This is a genomic window from Modicisalibacter ilicicola DSM 19980 (assembly GCF_900128925.1).
Taxonomy (GTDB): domain Bacteria; phylum Pseudomonadota; class Gammaproteobacteria; order Pseudomonadales; family Halomonadaceae; genus Modicisalibacter; species Modicisalibacter ilicicola.
In genome coordinates, this window is sequence record NZ_FQUJ01000002.1 from 362,794 (window position 1) to 383,154 (window position 20,361).

Annotated in this window: 21 protein-coding genes and 2 tRNA genes; 7 read left to right on the forward strand and 16 right to left on the reverse strand. The window is 64.0% G+C overall.

What is annotated here, in order from left to right; translation table 11 throughout:
* Positions 1 to 46: 46 nt before the first annotated feature.
* Positions 47 to 1,609 carry an alkaline phosphatase family protein gene (locus BUA41_RS01725; protein ID WP_072819087.1) on the forward strand — a complete coding sequence of 521 codons (1,563 nt, stop codon included), beginning with the start codon at positions 47 to 49 and terminating at the stop codon, positions 1,607 to 1,609.
* 341 nt (positions 1,610 to 1,950) lie between these two features.
* On the opposite strand, the gene BUA41_RS01730 is transcribed toward BUA41_RS01725, so the two are convergent.
* Genes BUA41_RS01730 through fabV form a run of 3 tightly spaced genes read right to left on the reverse strand, consistent with a single transcriptional unit; the run spans position 1,951 to position 4,829 of the window.
* Positions 1,951 to 2,868 (reverse strand): GlxA family transcriptional regulator, encoded by a 918-nt coding sequence (locus tag BUA41_RS01730; RefSeq protein ID WP_072819089.1) that lies wholly within the window; start codon positions 2,866 to 2,868, stop codon positions 1,951 to 1,953.
* A gap of 37 nt (positions 2,869 to 2,905) precedes the next feature.
* Positions 2,906 to 3,592 carry a DUF2959 domain-containing protein gene (locus tag BUA41_RS01735; RefSeq protein ID WP_245791828.1) on the reverse strand — a complete coding sequence of 229 codons (687 nt, stop codon included), beginning with the start codon at positions 3,590 to 3,592 and terminating at the stop codon, positions 2,906 to 2,908.
* Between the two features lie 34 nt (positions 3,593 to 3,626).
* Positions 3,627 to 4,829, reverse strand: coding sequence for an enoyl-ACP reductase FabV (fabV, locus tag BUA41_RS01740; RefSeq protein WP_072819095.1), 1,203 nt, complete (start codon positions 4,827 to 4,829; stop codon positions 3,627 to 3,629).
* A 181-nt stretch (positions 4,830 to 5,010) separates the two neighbouring features.
* Between fabV and BUA41_RS01745 the strand changes: the two genes are divergently transcribed.
* The gene (locus BUA41_RS01745) at positions 5,011 to 5,412 is read left to right on the forward strand and encodes a DUF7079 family protein (protein WP_072819098.1); all 402 of its coding nucleotides are present in this window, start codon (positions 5,011 to 5,013) and stop codon (positions 5,410 to 5,412) included.
* 19 nt (positions 5,413 to 5,431) lie between these two features.
* Here the strand turns inward: BUA41_RS01745 and BUA41_RS01750 are convergent, their stop codons facing one another.
* Both BUA41_RS01750 and BUA41_RS01755 read right to left on the reverse strand, forming a co-directional pair.
* Entirely contained in the window at positions 5,432 to 5,926 is a 495-nt protein-coding gene (locus BUA41_RS01750; RefSeq protein ID WP_072819101.1) for a glutathione peroxidase, read from the reverse strand.
* Between the two features lie 288 nt (positions 5,927 to 6,214).
* Positions 6,215 to 6,730, reverse strand: coding sequence for an NUDIX hydrolase (locus BUA41_RS01755; RefSeq protein WP_245791829.1), 516 nt, complete (start codon positions 6,728 to 6,730; stop codon positions 6,215 to 6,217).
* Between the two features lie 153 nt (positions 6,731 to 6,883).
* Here BUA41_RS01755 and BUA41_RS01760 point away from each other — a divergent pair, with 153 nt between their 5' ends.
* Both BUA41_RS01760 and BUA41_RS01765 read left to right on the forward strand, forming a co-directional pair.
* Entirely contained in the window at positions 6,884 to 8,530 is a 1,647-nt protein-coding gene (locus BUA41_RS01760; protein WP_072819107.1) for an acyl-CoA dehydrogenase family protein, read from the forward strand.
* A 65-nt stretch (positions 8,531 to 8,595) separates the two neighbouring features.
* A complete protein-coding gene (locus tag BUA41_RS01765; protein ID WP_072819110.1) occupies positions 8,596 to 9,087 on the forward strand; it encodes a copper chaperone PCu(A)C in 492 nt (163 codons plus the stop codon).
* Here the strand turns inward: BUA41_RS01765 and BUA41_RS01770 are convergent, their stop codons facing one another.
* Together BUA41_RS01770 and rnk are read right to left on the reverse strand one after the other, a co-directional pair.
* Positions 9,088 to 9,696 (reverse strand): LysE family translocator, encoded by a 609-nt coding sequence (locus tag BUA41_RS01770; protein ID WP_084671042.1) that lies wholly within the window; start codon positions 9,694 to 9,696, stop codon positions 9,088 to 9,090. It abuts the gene before it with no gap.
* 11 nt (positions 9,697 to 9,707) lie between these two features.
* Positions 9,708 to 10,115, reverse strand: coding sequence for a nucleoside diphosphate kinase regulator (rnk, locus tag BUA41_RS01775; RefSeq protein ID WP_072819114.1), 408 nt, complete (start codon positions 10,113 to 10,115; stop codon positions 9,708 to 9,710).
* Between the two features lie 260 nt (positions 10,116 to 10,375).
* Here rnk and BUA41_RS01780 point away from each other — a divergent pair, with 260 nt between their 5' ends.
* Entirely contained in the window at positions 10,376 to 10,636 is a 261-nt protein-coding gene (locus BUA41_RS01780; RefSeq protein ID WP_072819117.1) for a hypothetical protein, read from the forward strand.
* 856 nt (positions 10,637 to 11,492) lie between these two features.
* Here the strand turns inward: BUA41_RS01780 and BUA41_RS01785 are convergent.
* The 9 genes from BUA41_RS01785 to BUA41_RS01820 all read right to left on the reverse strand — a co-directional run bounded on the left by BUA41_RS01785 (position 11,493) and on the right by BUA41_RS01820 (position 17,925).
* On the reverse strand, positions 11,493 to 12,728 hold the full coding sequence (locus BUA41_RS01785; protein WP_072819119.1) for an efflux RND transporter periplasmic adaptor subunit: 1,236 nt from the start codon (positions 12,726 to 12,728) through the stop codon (positions 11,493 to 11,495).
* A gap of 6 nt (positions 12,729 to 12,734) precedes the next feature.
* Positions 12,735 to 15,098 carry an ABC transporter permease gene (locus BUA41_RS01790; RefSeq protein ID WP_072819121.1) on the reverse strand — a complete coding sequence of 788 codons (2,364 nt, stop codon included), beginning with the start codon at positions 15,096 to 15,098 and terminating at the stop codon, positions 12,735 to 12,737.
* Positions 15,099 to 15,105: 7 nt separating this feature from the next.
* Positions 15,106 to 15,834, reverse strand: a complete 729-nt coding sequence (locus BUA41_RS01795; protein ID WP_072819124.1) for an ABC transporter ATP-binding protein — start codon at positions 15,832 to 15,834, stop codon at positions 15,106 to 15,108.
* Positions 15,835 to 15,861: 27 nt separating this feature from the next.
* Entirely contained in the window at positions 15,862 to 16,371 is a 510-nt protein-coding gene (locus BUA41_RS01800) for a SpoIIAA family protein (RefSeq protein ID WP_072819126.1), read from the reverse strand.
* A gap of 185 nt (positions 16,372 to 16,556) precedes the next feature.
* A tRNA-Leu gene (locus BUA41_RS19150) sits at positions 16,557 to 16,639 on the reverse strand.
* A gap of 107 nt (positions 16,640 to 16,746) precedes the next feature.
* The gene (locus tag BUA41_RS01805) at positions 16,747 to 17,034 is read right to left on the reverse strand and encodes a type II toxin-antitoxin system RelE/ParE family toxin (RefSeq protein WP_072819128.1); all 288 of its coding nucleotides are present in this window, start codon (positions 17,032 to 17,034) and stop codon (positions 16,747 to 16,749) included.
* Positions 17,031 to 17,225: a type II toxin-antitoxin system RelB family antitoxin gene (relB, locus tag BUA41_RS01810; protein ID WP_072819131.1), complete on the reverse strand. Its 195-nt coding sequence runs from the start codon at positions 17,223 to 17,225 to the stop codon at positions 17,031 to 17,033. Before relB ends, BUA41_RS01805 begins: the two co-directional genes overlap by 4 nt.
* A 120-nt stretch (positions 17,226 to 17,345) precedes the next feature.
* Positions 17,346 to 17,675, reverse strand: a complete 330-nt coding sequence (locus tag BUA41_RS01815) for an addiction module antidote protein (RefSeq protein WP_072819132.1) — start codon at positions 17,673 to 17,675, stop codon at positions 17,346 to 17,348.
* 163 nt (positions 17,676 to 17,838) lie between these two features.
* A tRNA-Leu gene (locus tag BUA41_RS01820) sits at positions 17,839 to 17,925 on the reverse strand.
* Between the two features lie 151 nt (positions 17,926 to 18,076).
* Here BUA41_RS01820 and queA point away from each other — a divergent pair.
* Positions 18,077 to 19,117, forward strand: a complete 1,041-nt coding sequence (gene queA / locus BUA41_RS01825; protein ID WP_072819441.1) for a tRNA preQ1(34) S-adenosylmethionine ribosyltransferase-isomerase QueA — start codon at positions 18,077 to 18,079, stop codon at positions 19,115 to 19,117.
* 35 nt (positions 19,118 to 19,152) lie between these two features.
* Positions 19,153 to 20,271 carry a tRNA guanosine(34) transglycosylase Tgt gene (gene tgt / locus BUA41_RS01830; protein WP_072819133.1) on the forward strand — a complete coding sequence of 373 codons (1,119 nt, stop codon included), beginning with the start codon at positions 19,153 to 19,155 and terminating at the stop codon, positions 20,269 to 20,271.
* Positions 20,272 to 20,361: the final 90 nt, after the last annotated feature.

A 20,361-nucleotide genomic window follows, 5' to 3' on the forward strand; every position in this document is an offset into this window, starting at 1 on the left:
GGTGTCTTTTCCCTACTCGGCGCCGGCTCACTCGCGGAGGACTTCGTTGTACCATATTCTTGCGCTCGTTTTCGCCCTCGATGCCCTGTTCCTGGGCCTTCATTTCCTCGTCGAAGGGGGCCTCGGGACGCTCTGGCTTTCTCTCGAAGCGATCTGGGTGGTGCTGTTTCTGGCCATCCTGCCGGGACGCTGGCGACACCGCATAGTGGCACTCCTCGCCGTCTGCCTGACCCTACTCATCTTCCTTGCCCTGATCGATGCCCTCACCCGGCTCGCCTTCGGTCGACTCTTCAACCCCCTGCTGGATATCGGCCTTGCCGACTCCGCCTGGCACCAGCTCACCCAGAACCTCGGTACGCCTCTCGCCCTGGTGGTCGTGTCAGGCATCCTGGCCGTTCTCGGGTTCTGCACCTGGGCCATCGCCTGGTGCCTGAACAGGCCGCCCTGGCCGACCTTGCCGAGACGTCTTCGCCTCGCCCTGGGCCTGGTGCTGATCGCCTTTCTGCTCCCGGGCTTGCCCGGCCCCTCGATGCTCTCGCCGCATCTGGGAACCCCCGGGCTCAACCTGGTCGCCACCCATTGGCAGCAGGTGGGTGAAACCCGCCAGGCCTACGCCGACTTCGAGCAGCGACTGGCACGCAAGGGACCCCTGGCAGCTCGCGCCCTGCCTGCACTTGCCGGGCACGACGTCATTCTCGGGTTCATCGAATCCTATGGCCTCTCGGCGCTCTTCGACCCTCGCTACGCGCGACACATCGAGCCGCGCCTGAGCGCCCTGGAGCGACGTCTGGGCAACGCGGGCATCCATGTCGCGACCGGCAAGCTGATCTCCCCGGTGCAGGGCGGCCAGTCCTGGCTTGCCCACGCCACGCTGCTCAGCGGCCTGTGGCTCGAGACCCAACGTCACTATGAATTGCTGCTCGCCCAGCGACAATCCACCCTGATCGATGATTTTCTTAACACCGGTCACCGCAGCCTGGCGATCATGCCGGCCCTCACCCAGCCCTGGCCGGAGGGGCGGCGCCTGGGCTACGAGAGGATATTCTCCGCCAGGGACATCCCCTATCAGGGGCCGGCCCTGAACTGGGTCACCATGCCCGACCAATTCACCTGGCACTTCTTCGAGACATTGCGCCGCCAGCAGAATCAGCCGGTATTCGCCGAGTTGGCACTGATCAGCAGCCACGCTCCCTGGACGCCGATCCTGCCGATCGTCGATGACTGGGAAAGCTTGGATGATGGAAGGCTGTTCGAACGCTGGGCTGGCAGCGGGGAGACCCCGGAGCAGCTCTGGCGGGATATGGACAGGGTGCGCGATCATTACGCGAAGGCCCTGGACTACGCGCTGGCCGCGGCCTTCGGCTATGCCGATCGCTATCTGCCGGAGAAGGCGCTGCTCATCCTGGTGGGGGACCATCAACCGGCGCCCTTGATCGTCGGCGACCAGGCCAGCCGGGCCGTTCCCGTTCATGTACTCAGCCGCGACATCCGCCTGACGAGACCGTTCCTGGAGGCCGGTTTCACCGCGGGCATTCTGCCGGGCCGGCAAGCGCCGACGCGCCCCATGGACGACTTTCGCCCGCTGCTGCATCGGCTGTTCGGCGACTGAGCCTCTTGCGTGCCCGATCGCGAGGGGCACAGGGACATACTAAAAAGAGGCTCCGTTCCCGAGGAATCGGAGCCCCACCAGGCAAGAAGAGGGGACATCAAAGCGGCAAGAAATCAGGTCCCGTGGCAGTCAGGCCGGTACCCTGCCGATGCGCCTTACCTACCAGGACACAGTTCATCCATGATCACGTGCCTCACTACACTTGCAACCCTCTTGGTCACTGCTTACCGCTGACTATGAGATTAGCCATACTTATTTGCCTAGGCAAAAATTGTACAATATTTTACACAAGTCATTCTTAAGTTTTCTTGATCTATAAAACGCGACACAGAGCCCCCGCCTCAGACCAACCGCTCTTCCCGGGGCGTCATACCGAAATGGTTACGGTAGGCCGTGGAGAAGTGCGCCGCGGAGGAGAACCCGGTGAGCAGGGCGATGTCACCCACCGCCTTGTCGGTGCCACGCAACAGGCGGCGCGCCTGCTGCAAACGCAGGTCCAGGTAGTAGCGACTGGGTACGGCCTGAAGGTATTTCTTGAAGAGTCTTTCCAACTGGCGCCGGGAAACGCCCAGGTGCGCGGCGAGTTCGTGCGTCGTCAGCGGCTCCTCGATGTTCGACTCCATCAGCGCCACCGCATCCAGCAGGCTTTGGGGCGCGTGGCCCAGACGCGAGCCGAGCGGCATGTGCTGGAGTTCGTCGCCCATGCGGATACGTTCGCAGACGAAATGCTCGGAAACGCGCTCGGCCAGGCGCTGGCCATGCTGCTGGGCGATCAGCGTCATCATCATGTCCATGGCGGCGGTACCGCCCCCACAGGTGAGTCGACCGCGATCGATCTCGAACAACTGGCGGCTCACCCGCACCTCGGGATAGGCATGCGAGAAGGCGTCGACCCTCTGCCAGGCCAGGGCGGCCCGGTAACCATCGAGCACGCCGGCCCGGGCGAGCACCTGGGCTCCCCCGGCGATGCCGCCGAGCACGACACCGCGCCCGGCCAGGCGCACCAGCCACTCGCAGAGCGCTGGATAGTCGCCGTCCGTCGAGGTCGCCGCGCAGACGAACAGCAGGTCGAGTTCGCTCGCCTCGCTTCCCACCACCCAGCGAGGCGTCAAGTCCAGCTCAGCGGCACTTTTCACCGCCCGCGCCTCCAGGCCGAAGGTCAGCGGCGTGTAGAGGCGCTCTCCGCTGAGCTGGTTGGCGACATGCAGGGGTTCCAGGGCACAGGCCTGCGCGAGCAGGGAAAACCCCGGCAGCAGCACGAATCCCACCTGTCTCGTAACAGCGGGACGGCGTTCGTCATGACCCATCTTGGCGGTTGAGTTCGGCAATGAAGGCATCGGAGCGGGCAATGGCCGCCTGCATGCGCTCACGCAGCGCTGCCACGTCGCGCTCGAGCCCGTCGACCTCGCCACGCAGGGCGCCGATCGCCCGTGCATTGAGGTTGTGCTTGAGGAACAACACGTTGTCGCGCAGGCTCAGCAGCACCGGCTGCATGCTGTCCGCGGCATCCTGCATCGCCGCCAGCATCTCGCCGTAGCGGGCACGGGTCTCGCGCAGCTGCCGCTCCGAAAGTCGCCGGTACTCGGCGCTCTGATAGAGCGCGAGCTCTTCTTCCCATTCATCGAAGAGCGCCTCGGCCACGTGTTCGATTGCCTCGATGCGCCCCTCGACGCGCCTGGCGGCCTCCTCGCTCTCTTCATACTCGTCGTTCAGACGATCGTAGGTTCGAGAGAGTTCGCTCTCGGGCACCCGCACCACCGCTCGGAACTGCTCCAGGGCCGATGAGAACTGCTCCTCGGCGGCCTGCTGGGCATCGCGCCCCTCCTCGACGCGATCGACCAGCACCTCGCGCTTGTGGATACCGACCTGCTCCAGGGCACCGTAGTAGGCGCTCTGGCAGCCCGCGATCCCGAGCAGCGCCGACAGCACCACCCAGGCGCCCCAGCGCAGGCGTACCGCCCCGCCCATCGCCCGTCTCGTCATGGATATCGCCTCACCAGGACCATCGTCGCGCGACTCAGAGTTGAACGACATCGAAATTGGCTACCGGATCGACCTCGGCATCGTAGTCGACATCGTCACGCTCGAAGCCGAACAGCTTGAGGAATTCGTGCTTGTAGCCGGCGTAGTCGGTGATGTCGAACAGGTTGTCGCTGGTGACCTGAGGCCACAGGTCCTTGCAGGCCTGCTGCACGTCGTCGCGCAGTTCCCAGTCGTCGAGACGCAAGCGCCCTTCGCCGTCGGTCTCCGGCGTGCCGTCGTCATACAGGCGGTCCCGGAACAGGCGGTTGAGCTGGTCGATGGTGCCCTCGTGCAGCCCCTGCTCCTTCATCACCTTGTAGACCATGGCGATGTACAGCGGCATGACCGGGATCGCCGCGCTGGCCTGGGTGACCACCGACTTGAGTACCGCGACGTTGGCACTGCCGCCCTGCTTGGCCAGGCGCTCGTCGATCTCGGCGGCGGCACGATCGAGATCCTCCTTGGCCTTGCCCAGGGCGCCGTGCCAGTAGATGGGCCAGGTGATCTCGGTACCGATGTAGCTGAAGGCCACCGACTTGGCTCCCGGCGCCAGAACCCCGGCCTTGTCGAGGGCATCGATCCACAGTTCCCAGTCCTCGCCGCCCATGACCTGGACGGTGTCGGCGACCTCCTGCTCGGTGGCCGGCTCGACCTCGGTCTCGATGATGGTGTCCTTGTTGGTGTCGATGGCGGTGGCGCGATAGGTCTCGCCGATCGGCTTGAGCACCGAACGCTTGAGCTCGCCGCTATCGGGCAGCTTGCGCACCGGCGAGGCCAGGGAGTAGACGACCAGATCGACCTCCTCCAGGTCCTGCTTGATCAATTCGATGGCCTTCTCCCGGGTCTCGTGGGCGAAGGCGTCGCCGTTGATCGCCTTGCTGTAGAGCCCCTCTTCCTTGGCATAGCGATCGAAGGCAGCGGCGTTGTACCAGCCGGCTGTCCCTGGCTTCTTCTCGGTGCCGGGCTTTTCGAAGAAGACGCCGAGGGTGCTGGCGCCATAACCGAAGGCGGCGGTGACCCGGGCTGCCAGGCCATAGCCGCTGGAGGCACCGATCACCAGGACCTTCCTGGGCCCGGTGTTGGCGGCGTCGCCGATGGCGGCGCGCGTCGCCTCGATCTGGTCGCGCACGTTCATCGCGCAACCGGTGGGATGAGTGGTGGTACAGATGAAACCGCGGACCTTGGGCTTGATGATCACGTCAGACCTCGACCTCTATTGACAGGCTTGTGCATAGGCATGCCCCTCGGTCGGCCCGAGGAGTGTGTTGCGGCTATTCTAGCGACTCCACACAGAACTGTCCGCCCCCACGCGACGCCGTGGCTTGTCGTGGGGACGGCATTGCTTGAAGATGCGTCACCGAGCGAGGAGGATAGCGAGAATGAGCGAGGAAGAGATCGAAGCGCTGATCGCCGAACGCGGGGAACTCTGGCTCGCGCTGGCCCCCCTGTGGCTGGAGCGCGAGCCCCGGGAAGCCGATTATGCCCATATGGTCCGGGTCATCGAACGCCACGCCCTGACCCCGGAACAGCTGGAGTGGATCTTTCGCCTGGAACTCGCCCCGGTGCTTTCCCGCCATCAGCTCTCGGTCGCCGGCGAATGGCGCGCCTTCGACGAGGACCGCCTGCTGACCCAGCTGGTCGTCCATCATCGCCGCCTCTACGGTTGGCGCAAGGGTTTCTGGACGCTGTTCTCGGGCCTCACCACGATGATGACCCGTCATCGCTGGAACCTGCTGATGGCGCGCCTGGCAAGGACCCGAGAGGAAGTGTCCGACGCCTGAAGGCGCACCGCGCAGTCCCTCAGGCCGAAAAGGGGGTGTCCAGCGCCTTTTCCAGCCGTGGGACGATGTGCTTCCCGGTGTCGCGCGGCCCGAAGCGACAGATGACCTGCCCGTCGCGCCCGACCAGGAACTTGGTGAAGTTCCACTTGATCTGGGTGCTGCCCAGGACCCCCGGGGCCTGGCGACGCAACAGCACGAACAGCGGGTGCGCCCGGCGACCGTTGACGCGCACCTTCTCCATGACCGGAAAGGTGACCCCGTAGTTGCGTTCGCAGAACACCGCAAAGCCTTGGGCAGACTCCGGTGACTGGCGGGCAAACTGATCGCAGGGAAAGGCCAGCACGGTGAACCCCTGGTCGCGATAATACCGGTAGAGCTTCTCGAGCTCGGCGAGCTGAGGCGTATAGCCACACCGGCTGGCGACGTTCGTCAACAGCAGCACCTGGCCGCGCAGGGCCCGGAGATTGAAGGGTTCGCCGCTGTGGGTGCGGCAATCCTGTGTGTAGATATGCATATTACATCTTTGAGCTCGGAGCACGGTGGCAATATGCCACCGCCTGCATCGACATGAACATGGATCGCCTTTCGTCCCCAGGCATGATGCAAGGACGGTTCCACCCTCTAGCATAGCCCGGACACCCACCTGGGCCATACCCGAGCTAGGCGCTGTCTGAAAAGTCGGTGAGCGAAGTCCAGACAAGGCAAAAATTGGTGAAAGAACGGAGTTTACGTATTGTAAATGAGTATCTTGAGACAATTTTTAACGCCGTATGGGCAAGCGCAGACACTTTTCAGACAATGCCTAGCCAAGCCAGTGTCGCGCGCACATCAGGGTCAGCGCCCGATGGGTATCGGGCGTGGCCCGCCTGAGGTCGAGTGCCTCGGCGACCGATAACCAGTTGGCACTCGCCACCTCCTCGGCCTGCAACCGCAGGGGGCCATCGTAATCGACGAGAAAGACGCTGCCGAAGACATGATGACCCTGCTCGGCGAAACGGAACTCGAAACAGGGGGTCAGGCGCACGGATTCGATCCCCAGTTCCTCGGCGAGCTCGCGCCGTGCGGCGATGGCCACCGCCTCCCCGGCCCCCACCACACCGCCGGTCGCCAGGTCGTAATCCCCGGGAAAGACCTCCTTGGTCAGTGTGCGTTCCTGCACGCACAGTTCGCCTAGCCGGTTGCGCACGAACACGTAGGTGGCCCGATGCCAGAGTCGATAGCGCCGCATCATCCTTCGCGAGGCACTGCCACAGGGGCGGTTGACGGCATCGACGAGCTGCACGCGCTCGTCCTTGATCTGCCCTGTCGCAAGCGACATCGCGTCTCGTGGCATGTCCCTTACCCCGGTTGAGAAATCGAAGGACGAGCATGCCAGAGTGTGTCTATGGCGTCATGTCGCGACCTGTAAACTTTCAAACGTTTGACCACGCTCCGGATCGGCACCATCCTCAAGAAAATGAGGAGAACCGCCATGACCGATCACGCACCACGTCATGACCTTGCCACCCACGAGGTGCTCAACCAGCCTGCACCACCTCGTGATCTCGACTTGCTGGCACTCGACAGGCCGTTGCGCGAGGCCCTGGCACGCGAGGCCCCCGCCTGGGTCGCCCCTCGGATCGAATCGCTGGCACGTGCCGTGGGCAGCGTCGCCGTGCAAACACTCGGCGAGGAGGCCAACCGCCATCCACCCCAGCCGCGCCTGTTCGATCGCCATGGCCGCCGCCTCGACGAGGTAACCTACCACCCCGCCTACCATGCCCTGATGCACCTGGCCTGCGATAATGGCTGGCACGCCGTGGCCTGGGAGCAGGAGCACCAGGGCGGCCACCAGGCCCATATCGCGGCGCTCTACCTGCTCACCCAGGCAGAACCGGGATTCTGCTGCCCGATCACCATGACCCATGCCGCCATACCGGCACTACGCCGGGAACCGGAACTCCATGCGCAGTGGCGCTCGCGGGTGCTGGCCTGGGATTACGATCCGCGTGCCGTGCCGGCCTGGGAGAAGAGCGCCGTGACCCTGGGCATGGCGATGACCGAGAAACAGGGCGGCAGTGACGTCCGCGCCAACACCACCCGGGCGGTGCAGGAAGGCGATGGCTATCGGCTCACGGGCCACAAGTGGTTCTGCAGCGCCCCGATGTCCGATGCCTTTCTGACCCTGGCCCGGACCGAGGCCGGCCTGGGATGCTTCCTGGTGCCGCGCTTCACTCCCGAGGGCGAGCGCAACGCCATCGAACTGCAGCGGCTCAAGGACAAGTGCGGCAATCGCGCCAACGCCTCGGCGGAGATCGAGTATCGCGGTGCCTGGGCCCAGGCGGTCGGCGACCCCGGCCGAGGCATCGCCACCATCCTCGAGATGGTTCAGCAGACCCGGCTCGATGCGGCGACCGCTCCGGCAGGCATGATGCGTCAGGCGCTTCTGGAAGCCTGGCGACATGTCCGCGAACGCCACGCCTTCGGCCGGCGTCTCGGTGAACAACCCCTGATGCGCCGGGTGATCGCCGACCTGGCCCTGGAGGTCGAAGCGAGCCTGATGCTGTCGATGCGTGCCGCCCGCGCCTTCGACACCCCCGGAGACGAGCGCGAACACGCCCTGACGCGCCTGCTGCCCGCCCTGGGCAAGTACTGGCACAACAAGCGCGGACCGGGCTTCATGGCCGAAGCCATGGAGTGCCTGGGCGGCATCGGCTACGTGGAAGAGACGCCCCTGGCGCGGCTCTATCGGGAAGCCCCGGTGAACTCGATCTGGGAAGGTTCCGGCAACGTCATCTGTCTGGATGTGCTGCGCGTGATGGCGCGTCATCCCGAAAGCATCGAAGCCCTGCGCGCCGAACTCCTTCTGGCCCAGGGGGCTTGTCGGCAGTTCGACGCCGCCGTGACCGAACTGGAAGACCTGATTCATCGGCCCGCCGAAGCACTGGAAGCCAACGCTCGCTGGCTGACCCAGCGCATGGCCCAGTGCCTGCAGGCATCGCTGTTGCTACGGCACGCTCCCACGGAGATTGCCGAGACATTCTGTCGCAGCCGCCTGGGTGATGGCGTCAGTCCGGTCTACGGTGTGCTGCCCGATGATGCGCCGCTGGACGCGATCCTCGCACGTATTGCCGACTGAGCGGTGCTACCCATGCCTGAAACATCGGGTTACCCTCGGATCTGCCCCCGCATCGAGGAAATGTCATGCCACGTTCTCCCAGTCTGCGCCTTTCCGTCCTGCCCCTGCTTGTCAGCTGTCTAGTCGCCTCGGGGGCGCTTGCCCGGGAAGCCGGCGACACCGGGCTGCGCCTGCTCCACCCCTTTGCCACTCCGACACCGCCGGGCGCGCCCAATGGCGCGGCCTACATCGATATCACCGCCGGGGAAGAAGACGTTTCGCTGGTCGGCGCCAGTTCATCGGTCAGCGAGGTGGTGGAGATTCACGACATGAGCATGGAAGATGGTGTGATGCGCATGCGCCGACTGGAGCGTCTCGACGTGGCAGCCGGCGAGACGCTCATGATGCGTCCCGGCGGTGGCGAACACCTCATGCTGATCGGCCTCGAGCAGTCGCTGCAGGTAGGGGATCGTTTTCCGATCACCCTGGAGTTCGCCGAACGGGACAGCGTTACCCTCGAGGTACAGGTCCGGGAAGCTGGTGAAGAAGGCCAAGCAGCGGGCCAGCACGGCCATTGATCAGCCCAGCAGCACCCGCAAGGCCAGGGCAATCAGCAGCAGGCCGGTAATGCGGTTGATCCAGTGCGCCCGAGCCTGAAGCCACGGCAGCACCCGTGAATGGGATAGCGCGACGGCCACCAGCACGTACCAGGCCGCATCGATGAGGGTCGCCGTGGCAACGATCACGACCTTCGCCAGGGCCCCCATGTCGGCACTGACGAACTGGCTGAGCAAGGCCACGAAGAACAGGATCAGCTTGGGATTGGCCAAGGCCACGAGCACCCCGTCCCGGGCCGCCAGGGCATGGCTGGTCGATACCGCCCCGGCTTCCAGGGCGCCGCCACGGCCGGCGCGCAGCGCCTTGACTCCCAGCCAGGCCAGGTAAGCAGCGCCCCCCCAGGTGATCAGCGTAAACAGCAGCGGCTGGTGCACGATCACCGCCCCCAGCCCCCAGACGGTCAGCAGGGCATAGAAACCGACACCCAGGGCATGACTGACCCCGGCAATCACGCCGGGGGCACGCCCGCCTCCCAGGGTGTGACGCAGCACCATGGCCAGGCTTGGTCCTGGCGACATCGCCCCCATGGCACAGATCGCGGCAAGCGACAACCACAGCGTGAATGGCATGGCCCGTCTCTTTATCGGTGATATTGCCTGGCCGCTTCGGGCTGCCACAGGATGGCATCGACGCGTAGCTGGATGCGTCTTCCGTTCGGCAATTCCCAGTCGATCGTCTCTCCCACCTTGAGCCCCCACAACGCCGCCCCCACGGGCGCCATGACCGAGAGCCCATCCGGGGTATCGGCCAGGGCATGAGGATAGACAAGCGTGCGCGTCAGCTCGGTCCCGCGGCCGAGTTCGGTGAAACGCACCTGGCTGTTCATGCTGACCACATCGGCGGGGATCTCCTCGGGCTCCACCACCTCGGCACGCTCGAGTTCCGCCTCCAGCGCCTCGGCCACGACATCCCTATGGGCGGCGGTATCGATCAAGCGTTGCAACCGTTCGGCATCCAGCCGGTTCACGACAAGCACGGGGCGCATCATCGTCAGCTCCTTTTCCCTCGGGGGGCATCCGCTAGCGGCAAGAAAAAACAGCCCTCCGCCCAAGGGGGCGAAGGACTGTCGGATAAAGCAATCATAAGCCCTAAATCGTCCGAAGGTAAGACACGCCCGAACAGGAGCGGTGAATAATGTGCATGGTCTTTGCCATACCGACATCTGCAGGTATTTCAGCCACTAGAATGAGGAATGTAAACCCCGGGGTCTGCTACGTTGAAAGGGTCAACACCCCGCTGGAGCACGCCATGGAAACGACAAGAAAACTGCTCAAGACCGTCCTCCTGACCCAGGTCGAGATTCTCGGGCGCCTGGACCGCTTGGAACAACTGAGTGCAAAGAACAGTGATTCGGAATGCATCGACCATGTCGACTCCTATGCAGGAGCCTACGACGCCCCCCGGGCCGATGCGCTCAATACACTCGTCGAATCCCTCGATCATGACGGACTCGACGACATTCTTCCTCTGCTAGAGAAACTGCAAGGGCAAGCCAACCGCTACAACTGACCCACTGGGGCCGACTGAAGAGGCCCTGTCATTGGCACAAAAAAGACCGGGCACCTTCCTCGGTGCCCGGTCAAGACAAACGCTGATACCACCCGCGCATTGTATGCCCTGCTTTTCCGAGGCAATGCTACGAAGAGACACAGAATATTAAGTTTTATTAACGTTTTCCCTAAGCTCCTGACTCTCCACGACTCTTTAAGCCGTGCAGGGAGATAGGCACTGCCGCTCAATACTCTCCCTCAGGCGACCTGGCCCCAGCGCAGGCTGCATCACTGCCAGGCTCGAAGCTCGGCCAGCTGCAGGACGGCTCGTCGCGGCCACGACGAGACACTACGATGACCAGTTAATCTTAAAAATTGCCACTCAAAGCCTAAAGGCCCCCTGCACATTCGCCGATAAGACCTATGTAGCGCGACAAGCGGCTTCTCTTCGAACTGCTAGAAGCGCTGCAACACATCCTTATCAACGGCTACTGAAAATGAGGTTTCGATATGAACAAGTCGAACGCCAGCATCGAAGTGTATCTCGCGTGGGGAGAACAGGCTTCCATTCAGGCAGAACTGAACCGGGCGCTGGAAGAATTGCTAAGTGTTGCCTAGGTACGCGACCTGATACGACGAGCATCGGCGCTCCCACAGGAACGCCGATGACCAAGGGAGGCCATGATTACTGCTGTTCAGGCTCTTCTTTCTCTTGCTTTGCTTGCTTCTCTTGCTGCTCCCCGGGGAAGAGTCGTACCCAGATGGGACGAAGCTGCTCTCTCGAGCGTAGGACTCCGTATACGGCCTGATGGGAGCAGCCCACTTTTGTCCTTGTCTTCAGGAAATGGCAATATCGCCCGCGTAAGTACTCTCCCTCAATGGATCTCCCGCTGCGCCACGCGCATGCCATCGCTCAGGCCGGAGGCGGGATACAGGATCACGCGATCGCCCGGCTCGAGGCCGTTGACGACCTGGGCCTGAATGCCGTTGTTGTGCCCGATGTCGACCTGCCGCCGCTGCGCGATGCCGTCCTCGACCAGGAAGACTGACCAGCTCCGCCCATCACGAAACAGCGCGCTCGACGGCACGACCAAGGCGTCATCGTCTTCCCAGACGATGATCCGTGCCTCGACGCGAAATCCGTGGCCCAGCCCCGCTTGGGCCGATTGAGAGTCCACGAAGCGGATGATGGCGTTGACGCGCTGCTCTTCGACACCAAGCGCGGAGAACTTGGTGAAGCCCCAAGGGTCCACCCGTTGCACCACGGCATTCAGCGTTCCCGAGCCGCCCCATTTCTCGATGAGGACGCGATCGCCCGGGGCCACTTGCACGGCATCCGTCGACAGGAGTTCGACGAGCACTTCGAGGTCGCTGTCGATGTTGCCGATTTCCATGATCGGCGTTCCGGCGGGAAGGGTGGTTTCGCTCTTCTGGATGAGGCGTAGCACGCGACCGCCACTCGGTGCTCGGATTGGGATCGGCACGCTCTGGCCGAATTCGCCGATAGCTGCGTCGAGCCCTGGTCGATCGTCGAACCCGATCAGCTGTGCCCGGGCGTTTTCCAGCTCGGCCTGGCGCATCTCGATGACGGCTTCGGCGGTATCATAGGCGGCCTGCGCCGCGAGCGCTTCGCGAATGGCGCGATCCAGCGCGGCCTCGCTGACCGTGCCGCTACGTCGGAGTGTGCGCGCGCGCTCCAGGTCGATGTCGGCCAGTTCCTTGTCTGCGATGGCCCGATTGAGTTCGGCGCGGGCAAGGCGCAGCGCCGCTTCGGCAGCGGCCACGGCGGACCGGGCCTGCTCACGGCTGCGCACGTCCAGTGCCGCCGGGTTGCTGGGAAGCATCTGCGCGACGACCGTCTTGTGCCGCTCTACCGCATCGCCGGGCTCAACGTCGACACGCATGAGGCGGCCCGCGACCGGCGTCGAGATCACATAGGCGTCATGCACGCGCGTGCGCCCTTCCTCGTCGATGGTCAAGATCATGCGGTCGATAGTGACCTCGCCGATGTCGACCATCGTCGGGCGGGGCCAGAAGGCGAAGGTCAGCACCGCTGCGAGGGCGATGACGGCGACGCCGGTGAGGAATGAGCGAGATCGTTTGCGTGCCATGCAGGCCTACTCCCGGGTTTTGAGGGCAGCGATCAAATCGGCCCGGTCGATATCCCGTTTCACCAGCCAGCCGGAGGCCACGGCGGCCGCAATGACCGCCAACGCCGCCGCGCCGTAGCTTTCTGGAGTGAAAACAGCGGGGATTTGATAAAGATCGGAACTGAATCCGGCGGCGATACCGAAAGAGAGGTAATAGCCGAGGAGCGCGCCTACCGGTAACGCGACCAGCGTGACGGCGGCGAGTTCACCGAGCAGGACGAAGGCCACTTCCCCCTTGGTGAAGCCGATCACCCGCAGGCTGGCGAGATCCCGAGCGCGTTCCGCGTAGGCAATCCGAGCGGCGTTGTAGACGATGCCGAAGGTGATGATGGCGGCAATCGCCGCCATGATGTAGCGCATCGCCCCGGCCCCGGTATCCATCAGCTTCTGAAACGCATCGCGCGCATCGGCCTTGAGGCTGACGCCGGCAACGGTCGGCATGTCCTTGAGCTGGCGATAGACGCTCTCGCGCTGTGCTCCATCGACGCGCAGGTAGGCCCCGGAAACGCGGTTGGGTTCGCGCAGCGCGCGATTGAGGGCCCCAAGCTCCATATAGGCGGGAGAGCCGAGCAGGGTCTCGGCAATGCCGATCACCGGGATATCGAGCACCGGCTGGCGTCCCTCCCGCACCTCGACGGTCAGCGTCTCGCCCGGTGCGATATCGAGAATGTCGGCGAGCGCGGTAGCCAGTATCACGCCCTCCTGGCGCATGGGGATCGTCGCCACGTCCTGGTCCACCGCGCGATTGAGGCGGGGCTCTGTCACCAGCCCGTTGATCACGCCTCGATACGTCTTGAGCCCATTGCGCAGGACGGCGGGCACGATGCGCACCGGTTCCACCTCGATGACACCCGGCATGCGCTGCAGTTCGAGGATGGCGTTCTCGGACAAGGCCTCCGTGAAGGTGACCGTGACGTCGCTGCGGTCGATCACGCTGAAGGTCAAGGCGAGGGTACGGTCGAAACCGGAAAGGATCGAGATCATGCCGACCGACAGCGCCATCCCGGCGGCGATGCCGATCACGGCGCCCGCCATGCGCCCGGGCTGCCGTGTCAGGCGGCGCAGTACCATGCGGCTGGGCTGATCGAGCAGTCGGTTCAGGGATCGGCCGATCCGCCCGGCACGGCTGTAATCCGGTGGCGCAGGCGGGCGCATGGCGGTGGCGGGGGTCAGCGCAAACACACCGCGCAGGACGACCAATCCGCCGGCCGATGCCGCCAGCACGCTGACGCCGAAGCCGATGACGAAGGCTTGCGGATCGAGCTGAAACACCAGGAACGGGAACTTGAAATACTCGAGATAGACCCCGATCAATGCCCGGCCGGCGGCGATGCCGGCCAGGCAGCCGGCTAGAGCGCCGCCTGCGGCAATGGCGAGGATCAGCTTGAAGTAGTGCGCGCCCACCTCGACGTTGGTGTAGCCGAACGCCTTCATCAGCCCGATCTGCTCGCGCTCGGCTTGAACCATTCGCGAGACGACGATGTAGAGCAGGAAGGCTGCCACCCCGAGGAAGATCGGCGGCACCCCGCTGCTCATGGCGCGCAGGCCGCTGATTTCCTCGCTCACGAAGCGGTTGGACTCATGATTCTCCAGTCCGTAAGCCCCCAGCCCGCCATGGGGATCGAGAATACGGTCCACCGCATCGAGAACGGCGGCCCGTTCGTCACCACGGCCAACGGAGAGGAGCGCTTGGTTGAACGCGCCCTCCATGTCATAGGCGGCAGCAAGTGCCGTGCGACTCATCCAGATCACGCCGAAACGGCTGTCATCGGGGGCCAGCTCACCGGGAGCGGTGGTGTAGAGAAACTCCGGCGACTGTGCGAGGCCGACAATCCGAAACGTCCGCCGAGCCCCGTTCATCGTCGCCGAGAGCGCATCGCCGGGTTGCAGGCCATGGGCCTTGGCGAAGCCCTCGAGCAGCAGGATCTCGTCCGAACGATCACTGTCCAGTCGGCGCCCGGCACTCAAATAGACATCGTTGAGCCGCGGTTCGCCGAAATCGGGCAGCGAGACGGCCTGTGCCCGCAAGGGCAGGTCCACCCCGGGTAGATCGATGAGTGCGCTGCCGGTGACACGCCCCTCGGCGGCGGACACGCCGGGAATGGCGGCCAAGTCAGCGATCAGTCGATCCGGCGCGCGCGTGACCGGAGCGAAGATGTCGGCCAGCCGATAGCGTTCGTAGTAGGCGCGACGGGTCTCATCCAATGACGTGACAAGGCCGGTCATCATGACCAGCATCAGCACGCCCACGCCGATGACGGCGCCAATGGCGATGGCCTGTCCCTTGATGCGCCACAGGTCGCGCAGGAGCTTGCGATCAAGCGGGCTCACGGCGTGCTCACCATTCGATGTCCTCCGGTGCGAGCTTGGTCGCGTTGACGATCACCTCGCGGATCGCCCCGTCGGCGAAATGGATCACTCGGTCGGCCATGGCCGCGGTCGCCGCGGCGTGGGTGACGATCAACACCGTCGCGCCCAGCCGCTCGTTGACGTCCTTCAGTACCTTGAGCACGGCACGCCCCGTTGTACTGTCCAGTGCGCCGGTCGGTTCATCGCAGAACAGCACCGTCGGCTGCTTCGCGACGGCACGAGCGATGGCGACCCGCTGCTGCTCGCCGCCGGATAGCTGCGCGGGGAAATGATCGGTCCGCGCGTGCAGGCCGACGAGGGCGAGCGCGTCGTCGGGATCCATCGGATCGCGAGCGATCTCGGTGACCAGCTCGACATTCTCATGGGCCGTCAGGCTCGGCATCAGGTTGTAGAACTGGAACACGAAGCCGACATGATCGCGTCGGTAGCGCGTCAGCTGCCCGTCGCTTAGCGCCGTCAACTCTTGATCCTGGAAGAGAGCCTGCCCATCGCTGGCCCGATCCAGCCCGCCGATGATGTTGAGCAGCGTGGACTTGCCGCTGCCCGAGGGACCGAGCAGCACGACCAGCTCGCCGGCGGGAATGTCCAGATCGACCCCGCGCAGGGCGTGAACCGCCGCCGGTCCCTCGCCGTAGACCTTGGTCAGGCCGCTGATGCGGTACGCGGTGGCACCCTTCTGGGGCGATTCAGCGGCCATCGTGCTTACCTCTGCAAGGGCGACAGTTCACGTTAGCTGTGCCGGCGTATCATTCAGCCGGCTCGGCCTCGAGCCATGCCCAGGCATCCTCTTCGCGATCCGCGGGAAAGGTCCGCATGTCGATACCTCGATCAGCGCGTTTGCGCTCATGTCCGTAAGGCGTGTGAGATCCACATAAACACCAAGCTGGGCGTGCTGCTGCAGCTTATCGTCAAGAATACCTCGATAGTCCTGGATGCCCTCGCCGGTCAGCTTCCCATCGAGCGCCAAGGCGATGACATGCTCCGGGGCTGTGACTTGTTTCAACATCAGGATTCCTCTTTTCGGTCGAATTTCCGCTGTTTCGGCGCGCGCAAGCCACTTGGAGACTATCCATCCGGCATCACGCTTCGCGAGAAAAACGCTCGGCCACTCCCGAAAACTGTTGCCGAGCTCCGCGTAGAATGCACCGAACTCATCGAGTCGGCGCCTCGTGTCTTCATCCGTCACCGACAGCCGATCCCTGGCATGCACTACAACAGCATGCGCCTTCATCATGCGATCGACAGAGCCTTGCAGCAGGTGTAGGCAAGGTGGAGTGGCGAACTGGAAGTAGTCCCGCCGCTCGCCCCGTTGTGCGACACGCTCGATAACACCGAGACGCTCGAGGAAGCGTATGTTCGTGCTTATGCTGACCCGGCTCGCCTCGAGTCACTGGGCCAAATCGGCAAAACCCAGCGTTTTGGTGGTGCGGGGGTCGGACTCGAACCGACACGCTATCACTAGCGGCGGAGTTTGAATCCGCTGATTATTCAATTTAATCAGCTTCTTAGTAGCGGTTATTCTAAAATTCCCAACTCCTGTCCCAATACTCGAAATGCGCTTGGGCGATACGGGATGACACCGGATGAAGCACCAGTGAAGGCGAAAGCGTCACTCGCTCGGTGGGTACTCTTGCCGAGTGTGCAGCACGGCGACCACCTCCACACGATCAGCGGCTACACGATAGACGAGAAGGTAATTTGGATGGGCCACCAACTCCCGCGTTCCAGGGACGCGGCCAGCCGGGTACAGGTAGGGATGCTCTGACAGCAACAGCGGGGCCGACTCCAGCCGGGCTTTCAGGCGGCGGGCGGCCCGGGGGTCGCGCTCGGCGATAAAACGCACGATGGATGCCAGTTGCTCGCGGGCAGTGGCCCGCCAGTGCAGCGGGAGCGTCACGCTTGGCGACTATGCCGGCGCTCGGCGTCCTGAATGATCGCCTCCATGTCCGCCATCACTTCATCATGCGGGATCGTGGGGCGCGTGTCCGCCAGGCTCTCGGCTACCCGCTCACGAAACCAGCGGTCATAGCTGGCGGCCTGCTCCTCGGTCTCGAACTCGGAGACGATGGGGGAAAGCGGCGTGGTCATGGTGGCCTCCCTCATATCTCATATCACTGAATTTCTTGCAGTGTATCTTACTGCCCGTGGCGAGCGCCAGGCGGCTGACGTTTTCTGTGCACGGGCACTGTAGCGCCAGCCGGAGCCAGATCAGGAGGCAGGATGCGTCAGGTCGTGGAAGCGAATGCCGGTCGCCTTGATGACAGCGGTCATGGTGCGCAGGGTCGGATTCCCCTTGGGCGATAGTGCCCGGTACAGGCTCTCGCGTGAGACCTTGGCACGTTCGGCCACGGCCGCGATGCCGCCCTGGGCTTCCACCACATGACGCAGCGCCATTAGAAACGCCGACTCCCCGCCCTCCTCATCCAGCTCCTCGAAGGCGGTGCGCAGGTAGTCAACGGCCATCGCCGGGTCATCGCGCAGCATCTCAATCACAGCGGTGTCGGCATCACCCTGCGGACCACTCTCGAATGTCAACATTTGTCGCCCCCCTCGCGGGGTTTGGACCTTGAGTTTTCTTACCCTCTCATGGGGTCTGGACGTGATGAAGCGCCATCGCCCATACCTGTCCCAATAAGAGGAGATCATTGGACGATACGCCGTGGAGGTAACGCAAGAAAGGAGAGATAAACTATTGAAATTGTGGTGCCGGTGGTCGGACTCGAACCGACACGCTATCGCTAGCGGCGGATTTTGAATCCGCTGCGTCTACCAATTCCGCCACACCGGCAGCGGGACGCATTATACGGGGCTTCGTCGCGGCGTCAATGCCGGCCTGACTTCTCGGTCTCACTCGGCTATCATGTGCGCCCTGTCGAACGGCCCCGAACGCTTTGGGCGCGGGCTTTCCCCTATTCATCTTGCCTGGCAATCCCGTTTTCATGCAGCGTGCCGATTTCCATTTCGATCTCCCCGACGAGCTGATCGCCCGTTATCCTTCCGAGCAGCGCAGTGACTGCCGGCTACTGTGCGTGGATGGCGAGAGCGGTGAGCTGGCACATCGACGTTTTCCCGACCTGCTCGAGCTGCTCGCCCCGGGCGATCTGCTGGTATTCAACGATACCCGGGTGATCCCCGCCCGGCTGCATGGCCACAAGGCCAGCGGCGGACGCGTGGAAATGCTGCTCGAACGCCCGCTGGACGCCCACCGTGGCCTGGCTCACATCCGCGCCAGCAAGTCGCCCAAGCCCGGCACCGAACTGATCTTCGAGGGCGACATCCACGCCGTCGTCGAAGGCCGCCGCGAGGCGTTGTATGAGCTGCGCTTTCTTGGCGAGACGCCCTTGGTCGAACTGCTCGAACGCCATGGCCACATGCCGTTGCCCCCCTACATCACCCGCGAGGACGAGCTCGCCGATCGCGAACGCTATCAGACAGTCTACGCGCGGCGCGAGGGTGCCGTGGCCGCGCCCACCGCCGGGCTGCACTTCGATCAGCCATTGATGGATGCCCTGGGCGAACGGGGTATCGAACACGCCTTCGTCACCCTGCACGTGGGAGCGGGTACCTTTCAGCCGGTGCGGGTCGAGGATATCCGCGAGCACCACATGCACAGCGAGTGGCTCGAGGTCGACGAGAAGGCCTGCGAGCAGGTGCGCGCCGCCCGGGCACGCGGCAAGCGCGTCGTGGCGGTGGGCACCACCAGCGTGCGCTGCCTCGAGAGTGCCTGCCTGAACAGCACCGATGGCGAGATCACCCCCTTTCGCGGCGAGACCGACATCTTCATCTACCCAGGCTATCGATGGCGCTGCGTGGATGCCCTGGTAACCAACTTCCACCTGCCGGAATCGACGCTCTTGATGCTGGTCTCTGCCTTCGTCGGTCGCGATACGATCCTGCACGCCTATCGCGAAGCCGTCATCGAGCAGTACCGTTTCTTCAGTTACGGCGATGCGATGTTCTTGACGCGCAAAACGCCTTGATTTCGACCGAGACCCCCATGCGAAACGATTGCTTCATGAAGTTCGACCGCCTGGCCAGCGACGGGCGCGCCCGCCGCGGCCGGCTGACGTTCCCCCGCGGCACGGTGGAAACCCCGGCCTTCATGCCGGTGGGCACCTACGGCACGGTCAAGGGCATGACGCCCCAGAGCGTCGAGGAGATCGGTGCCGAGATCATCCTCGGCAATACCTTCCATCTGTGGCTGCGCCCGGGCACCGAGGTGATCGAGGCCCATGGCGACCTGCACGACTTTTCCCAATGGCAGGGGCCGATCCTCACCGACTCCGGCGGTTTCCAGGTCTTCTCCCTGGGGGCGATGCGCAAGATCACCGAAGCCGGCGTGCATTTTCGCTCGCCGGTGGATGGCGCCAAGGTGTTCATGGGCCCGGAGGAGTCGATGGCGGTACAACGTTCGCTGGGTTCCGACGTGGTGATGATCTTCGACGAGTGCACGCCCTACCCGGCCACGCCGGACGAGGCTCAGCGCTCCATGGAGCTTTCCCTGCGCTGGGCCGAGCGCTCGCGAATCGCTCATGGCGACTCCCCCTCGGCGCTGTTCGGCATCATCCAGGGCGGCATGTATCCGGAACTGCGCAAGCGCTCCCTGGAAGGGCTCGAGGCGATCGGCTTCGATGGCCTGGCCATCGGCGGGCTGTCGGTGGGCGAGCCCAAGGCGGAGATGATCGAGGTGCTCGACTATCTGCCGACCTGGATGCCGGAGGACAAGCCGCGCTACCTGATGGGGGTCGGCAAGCCCGAGGACCTGGTCGAGGGAGTACGGCGTGGCATCGACATGTTCGACTGCGTGATGCCGACCCGCAATGCCAGAAACGGCCACCTGTTCACCGCCGAGGGCACGATCAAGATCCGCAACGCCAGGCATCGCCACGACACCCGGCCCCTCGAAGCGGATTGCGACTGCTACACCTGCCGGCACTTCTCGCGCGGCTATCTGCATCATCTGGATCGCTGTGGCGAGATGCTTGGCGCGATGCTCAACACCATCCACAATCTGCGCCATTACCAACGGCTCATGGCCGGTTTGCGCGGTGCTATCGAAGCGGGTACATTGGCGAACTTCGTGGGAATGTTCTATGCGCGGCGCGGCTTACCGGTGCCCGACGCACCGCACTGAGCCCTGGGCGATACCGAGCGGCATCCAGGCGGAACACCCAGGGAAGACCCGTTTTTGGCCGAACCCGGAGTGTCCGGCCCTCTAATACTC

Excerpts from the sequence above, each read along its gene's own strand:
- BUA41_RS01765 (WP_072819110.1), top strand. The coding sequence starts at position 8,596 with ATGCCACGTTCTCCCAGTCTGCGCCTTTCCGTCCTGCCCCTGCTTGTC.
- relB (WP_072819131.1), bottom strand. The coding sequence starts at position 17,225 with ATGACCACGCCGCTTTCCCCCATCGTCTCCGAGTTCGAGACCGAGGAG.
- BUA41_RS01755 (WP_245791829.1), bottom strand. The coding sequence starts at position 6,730 with ATGTCGCTTGCGACAGGGCAGATCAAGGACGAGCGCGTGCAGCTCGTC.
- BUA41_RS01780 (WP_072819117.1), top strand. The coding sequence starts at position 10,376 with ATGGAAACGACAAGAAAACTGCTCAAGACCGTCCTCCTGACCCAGGTC.
- BUA41_RS01750 (WP_072819101.1), bottom strand. The coding sequence starts at position 5,926 with ATGCATATCTACACACAGGATTGCCGCACCCACAGCGGCGAACCCTTC.
- queA (WP_072819441.1), top strand. The coding sequence starts at position 18,077 with ATGCAGCGTGCCGATTTCCATTTCGATCTCCCCGACGAGCTGATCGCC.
- BUA41_RS01735 (WP_245791828.1), bottom strand. The coding sequence starts at position 3,592 with ATGACGAGACGGGCGATGGGCGGGGCGGTACGCCTGCGCTGGGGCGCC.
- BUA41_RS01770 (WP_084671042.1), bottom strand. The coding sequence starts at position 9,696 with ATGCCATTCACGCTGTGGTTGTCGCTTGCCGCGATCTGTGCCATGGGG.
- BUA41_RS01800 (WP_072819126.1), bottom strand. The coding sequence starts at position 16,371 with ATGATGAAGGCGCATGCTGTTGTAGTGCATGCCAGGGATCGGCTGTCG.
- BUA41_RS01785 (WP_072819119.1), bottom strand. The coding sequence starts at position 12,728 with ATGGCACGCAAACGATCTCGCTCATTCCTCACCGGCGTCGCCGTCATC.
- tgt (WP_072819133.1), top strand. The coding sequence starts at position 19,153 with ATGAAGTTCGACCGCCTGGCCAGCGACGGGCGCGCCCGCCGCGGCCGG.
- BUA41_RS01745 (WP_072819098.1), top strand. The coding sequence starts at position 5,011 with ATGAGCGAGGAAGAGATCGAAGCGCTGATCGCCGAACGCGGGGAACTC.
- rnk (WP_072819114.1), bottom strand. The coding sequence starts at position 10,115 with ATGATGCGCCCCGTGCTTGTCGTGAACCGGCTGGATGCCGAACGGTTG.
- BUA41_RS01795 (WP_072819124.1), bottom strand. The coding sequence starts at position 15,834 with ATGGCCGCTGAATCGCCCCAGAAGGGTGCCACCGCGTACCGCATCAGC.
- BUA41_RS01815 (WP_072819132.1), bottom strand. The coding sequence starts at position 17,675 with ATGTTGACATTCGAGAGTGGTCCGCAGGGTGATGCCGACACCGCTGTG.
- BUA41_RS01760 (WP_072819107.1), top strand. The coding sequence starts at position 6,884 with ATGACCGATCACGCACCACGTCATGACCTTGCCACCCACGAGGTGCTC.